At 71.3% G+C, this 12,473-nt stretch carries 12 protein-coding genes and 3 pseudogenes; 10 read left to right on the top strand and 5 right to left on the bottom strand.

The features are described 5' to 3' along the window. Positions 1-4 precede the first annotated feature (4 nt). On the bottom strand, positions 5-727 hold the full coding sequence (locus DNK56_RS11385; protein WP_111333171.1) for a ZIP family metal transporter: 723 nt from the start codon (positions 725-727) through the stop codon (positions 5-7). Positions 728-733: 6 nt separating this feature from the next. Here DNK56_RS11385 and cobC point away from each other — a divergent pair. Next, positions 734-2,368: pseudogene (cobC, locus tag DNK56_RS11380) on the top strand (Rv2231c family pyridoxal phosphate-dependent protein CobC). 64 nt (positions 2,369-2,432) lie between these two features. Here the strand turns inward: cobC and DNK56_RS11375 are convergent. Beyond that, a complete protein-coding gene (locus DNK56_RS11375) occupies positions 2,433-3,533 on the bottom strand; it encodes an amidohydrolase family protein (protein ID WP_111333169.1) in 1,101 nt (366 codons plus the stop codon). Between the two features lie 135 nt (positions 3,534-3,668). Between DNK56_RS11375 and DNK56_RS11370 the strand changes: the two genes are divergently transcribed. From DNK56_RS11370 to DNK56_RS11335, 8 genes and pseudogenes are all read left to right on the top strand, one after another. Further along, the gene (locus DNK56_RS11370; RefSeq protein ID WP_111333167.1) at positions 3,669-4,775 is read left to right on the top strand and encodes a pyridoxal-phosphate-dependent aminotransferase family protein; all 1,107 of its coding nucleotides are present in this window, start codon (positions 3,669-3,671) and stop codon (positions 4,773-4,775) included. Between the two features lie 387 nt (positions 4,776-5,162). Continuing rightward, the gene (ectA, locus tag DNK56_RS11365) at positions 5,163-5,627 is read left to right on the top strand and encodes a diaminobutyrate acetyltransferase (RefSeq protein WP_111333165.1); all 465 of its coding nucleotides are present in this window, start codon (positions 5,163-5,165) and stop codon (positions 5,625-5,627) included. A gap of 148 nt (positions 5,628-5,775) precedes the next feature. Then, positions 5,776-7,032, top strand: coding sequence for a diaminobutyrate--2-oxoglutarate transaminase (gene ectB / locus DNK56_RS11360; RefSeq protein WP_111335692.1), 1,257 nt, complete (start codon positions 5,776-5,778; stop codon positions 7,030-7,032). Between the two features lie 54 nt (positions 7,033-7,086). Continuing rightward, positions 7,087-7,485 carry an ectoine synthase gene (locus DNK56_RS11355; RefSeq protein ID WP_111333163.1) on the top strand — a complete coding sequence of 133 codons (399 nt, stop codon included), beginning with the start codon at positions 7,087-7,089 and terminating at the stop codon, positions 7,483-7,485. A 4-nt stretch (positions 7,486-7,489) separates the two neighbouring features. Further along, positions 7,490-8,383: an ectoine hydroxylase gene (gene thpD, locus DNK56_RS11350; protein ID WP_111333161.1), complete on the top strand. Its 894-nt coding sequence runs from the start codon at positions 7,490-7,492 to the stop codon at positions 8,381-8,383. A 124-nt stretch (positions 8,384-8,507) separates the two neighbouring features. After that, positions 8,508-8,645: pseudogene (locus DNK56_RS11345) on the top strand (VOC family protein); the annotation flags it as partial. A 433-nt stretch (positions 8,646-9,078) separates the two neighbouring features. Beyond that, entirely contained in the window at positions 9,079-9,522 is a 444-nt protein-coding gene (locus tag DNK56_RS11340) for a hypothetical protein (protein WP_146610498.1), read from the top strand. A 125-nt stretch (positions 9,523-9,647) separates the two neighbouring features. Then, complete coding sequence (locus DNK56_RS11335; protein WP_111333157.1) at positions 9,648-9,929, top strand: hypothetical protein; 282 nt, start codon at positions 9,648-9,650, stop codon at positions 9,927-9,929. Between the two features lie 40 nt (positions 9,930-9,969). On the opposite strand, the gene DNK56_RS11330 is transcribed toward DNK56_RS11335, so the two are convergent. Next, complete coding sequence (locus DNK56_RS11330) at positions 9,970-11,127, bottom strand: RNA-guided endonuclease InsQ/TnpB family protein (protein ID WP_111333155.1); 1,158 nt, start codon at positions 11,125-11,127, stop codon at positions 9,970-9,972. A gap of 24 nt (positions 11,128-11,151) precedes the next feature. Here DNK56_RS11330 and DNK56_RS36680 point away from each other — a divergent pair. After that, positions 11,152-11,241: pseudogene (locus DNK56_RS36680) on the top strand (IS200/IS605 family transposase); the annotation flags it as partial. A 60-nt stretch (positions 11,242-11,301) separates the two neighbouring features. On the opposite strand, the gene DNK56_RS34690 reads toward DNK56_RS36680, so the two are convergent. Continuing rightward, entirely contained in the window at positions 11,302-11,589 is a 288-nt protein-coding gene (locus DNK56_RS34690; RefSeq protein ID WP_146615257.1) for a hypothetical protein, read from the bottom strand. A gap of 80 nt (positions 11,590-11,669) precedes the next feature. Further along, on the bottom strand, positions 11,670-12,386 hold the full coding sequence (locus DNK56_RS11320) for a DsbA family oxidoreductase (RefSeq protein ID WP_111333153.1): 717 nt from the start codon (positions 12,384-12,386) through the stop codon (positions 11,670-11,672). Positions 12,387-12,473: the final 87 nt, after the last annotated feature.

Genomic DNA, 12,473 nt, shown 5'->3' with positions numbered 1-12,473 from the left:
GGGGTCACTGCGCGAGGCCCACCACCAGCCAGATGAAGCCCACTCCGGCCACCGTGCACAGCAGGGTGGAGCGGGCCGGGTGGTCGTGGTGCGCCTCGGGCAGGATCTCGGCTGCGGCGAGGTAGAGGAGCGCGCCGCCGAAGAAGCCGAGATAGCAGCCGAGGAGTTCCTCCGGCAGGGTGAACAGCAGGGTCGTCGCCGCCCCGACGACGGGCGCCGCCGCGTCCGCGAACAGCATCGTCAGGGCCTTGCGGCGGGCGTTGCCGTACAGGCTGGTGAGCGTGTACGTGTTGAAGCCGTCCGCGAAGTCGTGGGTGATCACGGCGAGCGCGACGGCGGCCCCCATGCCGCCGCCGACCTGGAACGCGGCGCCGAGCGCGATGCCGTCCATCAGGCTGTGGCCGACCATCGCGGCCGCCGCCGTCAGCCCGACCTGCGGTACGCGCTCGTCGGCCGCGCCGTGCGCCGCCTGGCGCACCGCGAGCAGCCGCTCCACCAGGTGGGCGACGAGGAAGCCGCCGACGAACAGCAGCAGGGCCGCCGGGACGCCGAAGACGAGGCCGCCGGCCGCCTCCATCGCCTCGGGCAGCAGGTCCAGGCCGACCACGCCGAGCATCAGCCCGCCGGCCAGTCCGAGGACGAGATGGCGGCGGTCGCTGACGCGCTGGGCGACCCAGCCGCCGGCCAGGGTCATCAGGAACGCGCCGAGCGCGACGAACACCGCCATGGCCTCTTGCTAGCCGATGCACCCCGGTCCGCGCATCTCGGCCGGCCGGCCGGGCCCGGCGTGCTCGTCGTCGGGGTCGGCGCGTCCCGGGGCGTGTCCGGGGACGAGGTGACCGGACTCGTCCTGGCGGTCCTGCGGGAGGCCGGGCTCCCGGTGTGCGAGGTCGCCGAGTTGGTGACCGTCGAGGCGAAGGGCGGTGAGCCGGGCATCGTGGCCGCCGCCGCCCGGCTCGGGATTCCGCTGCGTACGCACCCCGCCCGGGTGCTCGCGCGGGTCGCCGTTCCGCATCCCTCCCCGGCCGCCCTCGCCGCCCTCGGCACCCCCTCGGTGGCCGAGGCGGCGGCCCTGGCCGGCGGCGGTCAACTCCTCGTACCCAAAAGCGTTTCGCACCCTTCGGGCGGCCGTCGTTCGATGGCAACCTGCGCGGTCGCGCGCAGGCCCGTCGGGACCGTTGCGTGAAACCGGGTGCGGGGCGCATAGTCATCCTGCCGGAGTCCACCCAGGCGACGGCGCACACCCCCACACCACACCCCCACCACGGCGGTCATGCACACTCCCACTGAGAGTCCCGACGCGACAGGCGCGGGCACGCACGATCTGCGTCACCACGGAGACGCGGAAGTACGCGGACGGGACCGGGATCTGACCGATCTCGCCGTCAACGTACGGGCCGGCACCCCGCCGGCCTGGCTGAAGGAGCGGATAGCCGGCTCGCTCGGCACGCTCGCCGCGTATCCGGACGGGCGCGAGGCGCGGGCGGCGGTCGCCGCACGCCATGAACTCCCGCCCGAGCGGGTCCTGCTGACGGCGGGTGCGGCGGAGGCGTTCGTGCTGATCGCGCGTGCGCTGCCCGCCCGGCGGCCGTACGTGGTGCACCCGCAGTTCACCGAGCCGGAGGCCGCGCTGCGCGCGGCCGGGCACGAGGTGGGCCGGGTGCTGCTGCGCCCCGAGGACGACTTCCGGCTCGATCCGGCGGACGTGCCGGACGAGGCGGACCTGGTCGTCGTCGGCAACCCGACCAATCCGACGTCCGTGCTCCATCCCGCGTCCGTGCTGGAGCGGCTGGCGCGGCCCGGACGGACGCTGGTGGTCGACGAGGCGTTCATGGACGCCGTACCGGGCGAGCGTGAGGCCCTGTGCGGGCGGACGGACGTCCCCGGGCTCGTCGTCCTGCGCAGCCTCACCAAGACCTGGGGGCTCGCCGGACTGCGTATCGGTTACGTGGCCGCCGCCCCGGAGACGATCCGCACCCTGGCCGAGGCGCAGCCGCTGTGGCCGGTGTCCTCGCCCGCGCTGGCGGCGGCGGAGGCGTGCGTGGAGCCGCGCGCGCTGGCGGAGGCCGCCGACGCGGCGGACCGGATCGTCGTGGACCGGGCCCATCTGGTCGCCGGGCTGCGGGAGTTCTCCGAGATCCGGGTGGTGGAGCCGGCCGCGGGTCCGTTCGTGCTTGTGCGCCTCGACGGGGCGGCCGAGATCCGGGACCGGCTGCGGATGCTGGGCTTCGCCGCCCGGCGAGGAGATACGTTTCCCGGCCTCGGCGACGGCTGGCTCCGGCTGGCGGTCCGGGACCGGACGACGACCAATCGTTTCCTCCAGGCCCTGGATCTGGCCCTCCAGGCGCTGACGGTGGCCGGCCGGTAGGGCTTCCCGGCGGGGCGGCGCTCCCTTCCGGAGCCGCCGCTCCGCCGTCCCCCTCCCCGGTGGGTCAGGCGATCACGCGGCCGTTGAGGACGACCCGGCGCGGCCCGGCCAGCACCCGGACGTCGCGACGGGGGTCCTCGTCGTACACCACGAGGTCGGCCGGGGCCCCCTCCTCCAGGCCCGGCCTGCCCAGCCAGGCCCTCGCCCCCCAGGTCGTCGCGGAGAGCGCCTCCAGCGGCGGGATGCCCGCCCTGACCAGCTCCGCCACCTCGTCGGCCACCAGGCCGTGCGCGAGCACCCCGCCCGCGTCGGTGCCGACGAAGACCGGCACCCCGGCGTCGTGGGCGGCGCGCACGGTGTCGTAGCGGCGCTCGTGCAGCCGGCGCATATGGGCGGACCAGCGCGGGAACTTCGCCTCGCCGCTCTGCGCGAGCGAGGGGAAGGTGGCGATGTTGACCAGGGTCGGCACGATCGCGACGCCGCGCTCCGCGAAGAGCGGGATGGTGTCCTCGGTCAGCCCGGTGGCGTGCTCGACGCAGTCGATCCCGGCCTCCACCAGATCGCGCAGCGAGTCCTCCGCGAAGCAGTGCGCGGTGACGCGGGCGCCCAGCCGGTGCGCCTCGGCGATGGCCGCCTCCACCGCCTCGCGCGGCCACAGCGCGGTCAGGTCGCCCACCTCGCGGTCGATCCAGTCACCGACGAGCTTCACCCAGCCGTCGCCCCGGCGGGCCTCCCGGGCGACGTAGGCGACGAGTTCGTCCGGCTCGACCTCATGGGCGTAGTTGCGGGTGTAGCGGCGCGGCCTGGCGATGTGGCGGCCGGCCCTGATGATCTTCGGCAGGTCCTCGCGGTCGTCGATCCACCGGGTGTCGGCGGGCGATCCGGCGTCGCGCAGCAGGAGCGCCCCGGCCTCCCGGTCGTCGAGCGCCTGCTTCTCGCTGGTCGCCGCGTCCACGGCGCCGTGGTGGTCGAGCCCGACGTGGCAGTGGGCGTCGACCAGTCCGGGCAGGGCCCAGCCGGTGACGGTGACGGCAGCGTCCGCGCCGGGCGGCCGTTCGAAGGTGACCCGGCCGCCGACGGCCCAGAGCTCGTCCCTGACGTCGTCGGGCCCGACGAGCACCCGCCCCTTCACATGCAGCACCCGTGATGCGTCCTGATCACTCATGCACAGCACTGTACGAGGGGCCGTCGCGGGCGCAACGCCCTGTGCCGGGCCGCCCGGCTCCCCCTGGGTAGGCTCGATGGCCCGACCGGCCGGCAGGCCGGCGCCGGCCGATCCGAACCCGAAGAGAGCACCGCCGTGACGCACCCCTTCCTCGACCTGACCCCGCTGACCGCCGCGCATTTCGCGGCCATCGAGCGGCGGGTGGCCGGGCTGCTGGCCACCGAGCAGGACGTCGTCATCATGCAGGGCGAGGCGCTGCTGCCGCTGGAGGGCTGCATCCGGGGCGGCGCCCGGCCCGGTTCGACCGCGCTGAACGTGGTGACCGGCCCCTACGGGCAGACCTTCGGCAACTGGCTGCGCGACTGCGGGGCCGAGGTCGTCGACCTGGCGGTGCCGTTCCACACGGCGGTCACCGCCGGGCAGGTCGCCGAGGCGCTGGCCGCGCGCCCGGAGATCGACTTCGTCTCGCTGGTGCACGCCGAGGCGGCGACCGGGAACACCAACCCGGTCGCGGAGATCGGTGAGGTGGTCCGGGCGCACGGGGCGCTGTTCATGCTGGACGCGGTCGCGTCGGTGGGCGCGGAGCCGCTGCTGCCGGACGCCTGGGGCGTGGACCTGTGCGTGATCGGGGCGCAGAAGGCGATGGGCGGGCCGGCCGGGGTGTCGGCGGTGTCGGTGAGCGGGCGGGCCTGGGAGCGGATCGCCGCCAACCCGCAGGCGCCGCGCCGCTCGTACCTGTCGCTGCTGGACTGGCGGGAGCGCTGGATCGACGGTGGCCGCAAGGCGCTGCCGCACGCCCCGGCCCAGCTGGAGATGCTGGCCCTGGAGGCGTGTGTGGAGCGGATCGAGGCGGAGGGGCTCGACGCGGTGATGGCCCGTCACGCGGCGGCCGCCGCTGCCACGCGGGCAGGTGCGGTGGCGCTGGGCGGCGGGCTGACCCCGTATGTGCACGAGGCGCGGGACGCGGCTCCGGTGGCCACCACGCTGCGTACGCCGGCGGGTGTGGACGCGTCCGGACTGGTGGCGCGGGCGCTGGCGGGCGAGCCGTCGCTGCCGCTGATCGCGGGCGGGGGCGCGCTGTCCGGGGAGATGATCCGGGTCAACCACTACGGGGTGGACGCGACGCGCGGCGCGGTGCTCTCCTCGCTCGCGGCCCTGGGGTCGGCACTGGCCGACGCGGGCCGGCCGGTCGATCTGGAGGCTGCCCGGAAGGCCGTTTCGGAAACCTGGCCGAGCGCGTAAATCACGGGCTTGTCGAAGAATGCGGGGAGCTGCTTAATTCAGAGCAGCTCCCCGCATTCTTGTTCCCGCATCTTCCCAGCCTAAACACCCTGGTTTTCAGGTCGTGTCCGCAGCGCATTCCGCGCCCTTGTGGAGAGAGAGTTACGGTCTTGTGACCGACTCCACACAGGCAGAGATTTGCCCGAATAATCCGGGTGGAATCGGAAGAAAACGCCGAGAACTCGCGCCGGTGCGCGCACCCGCCTGATAACACAGCGGGCCGCCCCACCCAACCCCTTGCGTCGATGCAATTTCGAAATTTGCTGGGTAAATTCAATTGCCATGACCGCCGCACCAGCAGATATTGCCCGTGCCCGAAGCGAATTCCTTACGATCGACACGCCACGAGTGGAGGACGGGGCCGCGATCTGGCGCATCGCCCGCGACTCCGAGGTCCTGGACCTCAACTCCTCGTACAGCTACCTGCTGTGGTGTCGTGACTTCGCGGCGACCTCCGTGGTCGCCCGTGACGAGACCGGCGCCCCGGTCGCCTTCGTGACGGGGTACATCCGGCCCGACCGCCCCGAGACGCTCGTCGTCTGGCAGGTGGCCGTCGACCACGGCCATCGCGGGACCGGTCTGGCGGCGAAGCTGCTGGACTCCCTGACCGCGCGCGTCGCCGCCGAGCAGGGCCTGAACCGGGTGGAGACGACCGTCACCCCGGACAACACCGCATCGGACCGCCTGTTCACCTCCTACGCGCGGCGCCACGACGTGGCCCTGGAGCGCGAGGTGCTCTTCGACGGCGGCCTGTTCCCCGAAGGCACCCACCTGCCGGAAGTGCTCTACCGCATCGGCCCGTTCCACGCCTGAGCGCGCGCTTCCCCCGCCGGGCCGCCGGCCCGCCGCAGCTTCCTTCAACGCCGCCCGTCACACCACCTCACGCAGGAGACCCGCTGTGACCATCACCCCGCCCGCCCGCCCGTCTCCCACCACCACCCTCAACGGCCAGGCCTACGGCCTGACACCTGCCGACCTCAGTGTCTTCGAAACCCTGGAATCCGAGGTCCGGAGCTACTGCCGCGGCTGGCCCGCCGTCTTCGACCGCGCCCAGGGCGCCCGTCTTACCGACGAGGACGGCCACTCCTACCTCGACTTCTTCGCCGGCGCGGGCTCGCTCAACTACGGCCACAACAACCCGGTGCTCAAGCGCGCGCTGATCGACTACATCGAACGCGACGGCATCACACACGGCCTCGACATGGCGACCACCGCCAAACGGGCCTTCCTGGACACCTTCCAGAACGTCGTGCTGCGCCCGCGCGACCTGCCGTACAAGGTGATGTTCCCCGGCCCGACCGGCACCAACGCCGTCGAGTCGGCGCTGAAGCTGGCTCGCAAGGTCAAGGGCCGCGAGTCCGTCGTCTCGTTCACCAACGCCTTCCACGGGATGTCGCTCGGCTCGCTGGCCGTCACCGGCAACGCGTTCAAGCGGGCCGGCGCCGGCATCCCGCTGGTGCACGGCACGCCGATGCCGTTCGACAACTACTTCGACGGCCAGGTCCCGGACTTCCTCTGGTTCGAGCGGCTCCTGGAGGACCAGGGCTCCGGGCTGAACCACCCGGCCGCCGTGATCGTGGAGACCGTGCAGGGCGAGGGCGGCATCAACGTGGCCCGCGCCGAGTGGCTGCGCGCCCTCCAGGACCTGTGCCACCGCCAGGACATGCTGCTGATCGTCGACGACATCCAGATGGGCTGCGGCCGCACCGGCGGCTTCTTCTCCTTCGAGGAGGCCGGCATCACGCCGGACATCGTGACGCTGTCCAAGTCCATCAGCGGCTACGGACTGCCCATGTCGCTCTGCCTGTTCAAGCCGGAGCTGGACGTCTGGGAGCCGGGCGAGCACAACGGCACCTTCCGGGGCAACAACCCGGCGTTCGTCACCGCCGCCGCCGCGCTCGACGCCTACTGGGCGGACGGCCAGATGGAGAAGCAGACGCTGGCCCGCGGCCACCAGGTGGAGCAGACGATGCTGGCCATCTGCGGCGAGCACGACAGCGCCCGCTTCCGGGGCCGCGGCCTGGTCTGGGGCCTGGAGTTCGACGACCCGGCGCGCGCCACCGCCGTCTGCGCCCGCGCCTTCGAGCTGGGGATGCTCCTTGAGACCTCCGGCCCGCAGAGCGAGGTCGTCAAGCTCCTCCCGCCGCTCACCATCACCCCCGAGGAGCTGGACGAGGGGCTGCGCACGCTGGCCCGCGCCGTCCGCGAGACCGCCTGAACCGCACGACACCCGACGACCCCACCGTCGTAGAGAGAAAGGCACCCCACCACTGTGATCGTCCGATCGTTCGCCGACATCGAGAACACCGACCGGCATGTGAAGGCCGCCTCGGGCACCTGGGAGAGCAAGCGCATCGTGCTCGCCCGGGAGAAGGTCGGCTTCTCGCTCCACGAGACCACGATGTACGCGGGTACCGAGACGTCGATGTGGTACGCGAACCACATCGAGGCGGTCCTGTGCGTCGAGGGCGAGGCCGAGCTGACCAACGACGAGACCGGTGAGAAGCACTGGATCACGCCGGGCACGATGTACCTGCTCGACGGCCACGAGCGCCACACGATGCGACCCAAGACGGACTTCCGCTGCGTCTGCGTCTTCAACCCGCCGGTCACCGGACGGGAGGAGCACGACGAGAACGGTGTCTATCCCCTGCTGACCGAGGAGGGCTGAACCCATGACCACCGACGTACGCACCGATCTGTATCCCTCGCGCGGCGCCGCCGAGATGATCACCCCGCGCCAGGACCCGGTCATCTGGTCCGCGCCGGGCACGCCGGGCCCGATCACCGCCAGGGAACTCCAGGACTACGAGCACGACGGCTTCCTGACCGTCGACCAGCTCATCGCCCCGGACGAGGTGGCCGGCTACTACGCGGAGCTGGAGCGGCTGATCGCCGACCCGGCCGTCCGCGCCGACGAGCGCTCGATCATCGAGCCGAAGTCGCAGTCCGTACGGTCGGTCTTCGAGGTCCACCGCATCAGCGAGGTCTTCGCCCGGCTGGTCGCCGACGAGCGGGTGGTGGGCCGGGCCCGCCAGATCCTCGGCTCGGACGTCTACGTCCACCAGTCGCGGATCAACGTCAAGCCCGGCTTCGGCGCCTCCGGGTTCTACTGGCACTCGGACTTCGAGACCTGGCACGCCGAGGACGGCCTGCCGAACATGCGGACCGTGTCCGTGTCGATCGCGCTGACCGAGAACCACGACACCAACGGCGGGCTGATGATCATGCCCGGTTCGCACAAGTCGTTCCTCGGCTGCGCGGGCGAGACGCCGAAGGACAACTACAAGAAGTCGCTCCAGATGCAGGACGCCGGCACCCCGTCCGACGAGGCGCTGACGAAGATGGCCGACCGGCACGGCATCAAGCTGTTCACCGGCCGGCCCGGTTCGGCGACCTGGTTCGACTGCAACGCGATGCACGGCTCGGGCGACAACATCACCCCGTACCCGCGCAGCAACGTGTTCATCGTGTTCAACAGCGTGGAGAACGCCGCGCAGGAGCCGTTCGCGGCGCCGGTGCGGCGCCCGGAGTTCATCGGGGCGCGCGACTTCACCCCGGTGAAGTAGGCCGCGCCGCACGGGCCTTGTCAGGGGGCGGAACGGCCGGGCCGTTCCGCCCCCTGCGGCGTATCTCGGTGGACCGGAGGGCAACGAGTTCTGCGTGGAGCTCGGCGCGGCGGAGCGGGCGGCGCTCCTGGCCCGGCTCTTCCCCGGCGCCCCGGACGACGCTGACCGGTGGACCGTGCTGCTCTGGTCCACCGGCCGCGCCGAACTGCCGGGCCGCGAGCGCGTCACCTCGTGGAAGTGGCACAGCGCGCCCTTGGCCTGACCCCGTCCGCTACCGGTCTGCCGGTGGGAGAACCGGTTCGGCTACCGGTGGGAGAACCGGTTCTCCGCCGGCCGCAGCTTCTGGTCGTGGCCGAACAGCGCCTGGTTCTCCCAGGCGCTGCCGGAGGACGGGTCGGCCGCCGCCGACATGGGCCGACTTCCCGCATGAGCCGTTCGACCCGTTTACGGACTACTCGGGAATGTCACCGGTGGCGATCAGGAAAGAAATACCGTCACGCACCACCGCGTCCGACTCTCCCCTGCCGGAGGCCCCTTCGATCCCTCCTGCCCGTAGTTCCCAGCCCGCAGGTGCGCTTTGAGCGCGGCGCAGGCGAACGGCTCCCCCTCCGAGGACGGTCTTTCGCGCTGTCGTCCAAATCCCACCCTCCGTCCTGCCCGCTTCGGCGCTTCGGACGGGACCTAACATGGCTGTCATGAACATCTCCGCTGCCCGCCGGGCTCTCGAATGCGCGGACGCTTCGGCGCGGTCGGCCTTCGTCCGCAGAGCTCTCGGTCACTTGTTGAACAACCCCGAAGTGGACCGTGCGGCGGCTGCCGACCTCGACATCTCCGCACGATCCGCGCTACGCGATCTCCGCGTTGAGGCGGCATCCGCCGTTCCCGATCCCGGCTCTGTGGGTCGTCTGCTGTCCGTCATCGACGCCGGAACTCTGGCAGATGGCGACATGGGGGCGGAATTGCTCCATGCCCTCCTGGCCGCCGAGGCATGGCACGCCTATCTCCTCGACGGTGCGGTGCGCCAGCTGGTGGACCTTGCCCAGATCTGTTGCGACGCAGCGGACTTCCAGCAGTCCCCCCTTGATGCAGAATGGACATCCCTGGAGCTCGGAGAGGGCAGCACCGGCGGAAGCCGCTGACCCCGGGGCTCGGCCCGCCGTTATGTCGCATAGTGGCATACGGCGCTGCGCTACGGCCTCCGGTCCCGCGCGGGGTTGCCCAGCTCCGCGACCCCGGTGCGGAAGCGGTCGGCGAGCTTGATCGCATGGTCGTGCAGCGCCTCGACGCCGACCCCGGTGAGCAGGCCGAGGGACTGGGCCGCGCCATGGTACGAGAGGTAGGCGGGCGACTCGCCGAAGCGGCGGGCATCGTCGGCGGCCGGGCCACCGGTCCGTGGGTGTTGCCCGGCTTTGCGGCGGCGGCCCCGCTCGCGTGGACCGGGATCAAGCGGTCCTGCGCCTGCGGGGCGACGTCGAGAAACAAGGCGCCGCGCGGGCACAGCAGGTACGTCAACTACCCGGCTCTGAGGGGCCGGGCTTGGAGGTAGAGCCCGACTGGCTGCTGGGTGGTCTCCTCCGTCCAGCACCCTATGAGGGTGCGGGGGCGTGTGACTCCGCCCCGCTTCGCCACAGCTTCCACGCTCGTGCGCGGATGTTGCGGGAGGCATTGTGGTCGGCGTGATCAACGAATCCGCACGACCGGCACGCGAACCGTCCCTGAGAGACACGGTTCAGCTTGTCCGTGTACCCGCACTCCGCGCACATGCGGGAGGTGTGGACGGGGTCGACGAACAGCACGGGTACCCCGGCGCGACGCGCCTTGTATTCCACGAACTGTCCGAGCTGGGCGAAGGCCCAGGAGTGCAGCGCGACCCGTTGGGGCTTTCTCAGCCGTACCCGTTGGCGGATACCGGCAAGGTCTTCCATGCCGATCCCGCGCCCGGTGCGTTCGGCCTCGGTCACGATGCGCTTGGCGATGATGTGGTTGGCCTCGGTCGCCTTGCGCCGCTCCTTGCGGCACTGCCGCTTGAGGACCCGCTTGGCCGACTCGGTGCCCTTCTTCTGGAGCTTGGCCCGCAGCGCGAGCTGACGCTTGCGGTAGCGGTTCAGCTCACGTCCGGCGTGGATCTTCCCGTCGGATGTGGTGGCGATGTTGACGATGCCGAGGTCCACACCGAGGAAGTCGGTCGGCTCGTACCGCTCGGCCTCGGGGATCTCGCACGTGGCGATGAGGAACCACACGCCGTCGCGGTGCACGAGATCGGATTCGCCCTTGCGGTGCTCGGCCAGGAGCTTGCGGGCCTGCCCGGAACAGGCGAACCGCACCCCGCGCACGCGCCCGGACGTGGTCCAGATGGACACGGTCTGCTCGTCCACCTGCCAGGACAGACACCGGTCGTCGTACGGCTGCGCGGCACCGGGCCGGAAGACGACCTGCTTCGATTCGGCCCCGGCCCGGCGCTTCGACCCCGGCTTGCCGAGATTCCCCGCCCGGATGTTCGCCCGCAGGGCACTGTAGGCATCGGCGACCTTCCGCAGCACGTGCAGCGCGGGCTGAGCCGACAGGCCCCGCGTCTTGAGGTCGTGGTAGGCGAAGCCCTGCAACGCCTTACGCGAGGTCTCGCCCCGCCGGTGCGCCTCACCGGAAAGCCAGTTCGCCGCATCGTTCGCCGTGCGCAGGGTCACCTCAAGCGCCGACGCCACCTCCGGCGACGGCATGAGCCTGACCTGCACCACGACCTTCACACGGATCACCGTAGCAGCGTGTCTATGTCACCGAGATGGGAATCAAACCCGGACATCCGCAAGGGTCGTAGTGTCGTCTGCACTCTCCATGCGCATCTGGTCTTCATATCCAAGCTCGTTCTTCAACCTCCGGTGTCGAAGTGGTCGAGGCTTCTCCATATGAGGTGTCGTGCGTCAGGCGAGACGTTCCAGGACGTTGCGGGCCCGATCCACCTCGTAGTCCACCAGGTCATCGGCTTCGTCCAGTGATTCGGCCAAACCCACGGCCTCGCGCAGTACGTGTCGAGCCGAGGTGGGGTCACGGTCAGAGGCCAGTAAGTCGCCAAGGACGACCAGAGTTCGCACCTTCAGTGATGAAGCCTCAAGGTGGTCTGCCAGGTCACGCAAGGTAGCCTTCGCGGCCTCGCCATCACCGCGGTCGGCCTGCATCAGTGCTTTGCGGAACCTCAGTTCACCATCCACGTCTCGATCATAGGTTTGTTCTTTTGCCGTCCGAGGCCGAAATGCGTCTCGAACCAGGCCGCACCCCCGGCCGAGCCGGGTCAGGCGTTTCCGGCCGCGCTCGGGACCTCGCAGGCACCGTCGGCGTCGCAGGCCGCCGCGTCCCCGGCGGCGGTCACCGGGCGGTCCTTCCACGCCTGCTCCAGGGCCTGGGTGAAGACCTCGGCGGGCTGGCCGCCGGAGATGCCGTAGCGCCGGTCGAACACGAAGAACGGCACGGCGTTGGCGCCGAGCGCGGACGCCTCCTCCTCGTCGGCGCGCACCTCGGCGGCGTACGCGTCGGGGTCCGCGAGCACGGCACGCGCCTCGCCGGCGTCGAGCCCCGCCTCCACGGCCAGCTCCAGCAGCACGGTGTCGTCGAAGACGGACCGCTCCTCGGCGAAGTTGGCGCGGTAGGCGAGGGTCAGCAGCTCGTCCTGGCGGCCCCGCGCCTTGGCCAGGTGGAGCAGCCGGTGGATGTCGAAGGTGTTGCCGTGGTCGCGGCCCTCGGTGCGGTAGCCGAGCCCCTCGGCCTGCGCGTTGGCCGCGACGTTGGCCTCCATCGCGCGGGCCTCCTCGGGGGTGCGCCCGTACTTGCGCGCGAGCATGCCGATGACCTGCTCGGTGTCGCCCTTGGCGCGGGTGGGGTCGAGTTCGAAGGACCGGTGCACCACCTCGACGTCGTCGCGGTGGGCGAAGTCCGCCAGCCCCTTCTCGAAGCGTGCCTTGCCGATGTAGCACCAGGGGCAGGCGATGTCGCTCCAGATCTCGACGCGCATGACTCTTCTTCTCTCCATACTCTTCGGTGACTGCGGCAGGGCGCGGAGGCACCCTCCGCTCCCCCGCCCAACGCATGACGGGCCCGC

Source organism: Streptomyces sp. AC1-42W, from assembly GCF_003248355.1.
In the GTDB taxonomy this organism is placed as follows: Bacteria; Actinomycetota; Actinomycetes; order Streptomycetales; family Streptomycetaceae; genus Streptomyces.
The sequence above is the reverse complement of the archived record's forward strand: the minus strand, read 5'-3'. Positions and strand labels throughout refer to the sequence as shown.

Excerpts from the sequence above, each read along its gene's own strand:
- DNK56_RS11385 (WP_111333171.1), bottom strand. The coding sequence starts at position 727 with ATGGCGGTGTTCGTCGCGCTCGGCGCGTTCCTGATGACCCTGGCCGGC.
- DNK56_RS11320 (WP_111333153.1), bottom strand. The coding sequence starts at position 12,386 with ATGCGCGTCGAGATCTGGAGCGACATCGCCTGCCCCTGGTGCTACATC.
- DNK56_RS11335 (WP_111333157.1), top strand. The coding sequence starts at position 9,648 with ATGGTCGTGCAGCGCCTCGACGCCGACCCCGGTGAGCAGGCCGAGGGA.
- DNK56_RS11340 (WP_146610498.1), top strand. The coding sequence starts at position 9,079 with ATGAACATCTCCGCTGCCCGCCGGGCTCTCGAATGCGCGGACGCTTCG.
- DNK56_RS11375 (WP_111333169.1), bottom strand. The coding sequence starts at position 3,533 with ATGAGTGATCAGGACGCATCACGGGTGCTGCATGTGAAGGGGCGGGTG.
- thpD (WP_111333161.1), top strand. The coding sequence starts at position 7,490 with ATGACCACCGACGTACGCACCGATCTGTATCCCTCGCGCGGCGCCGCC.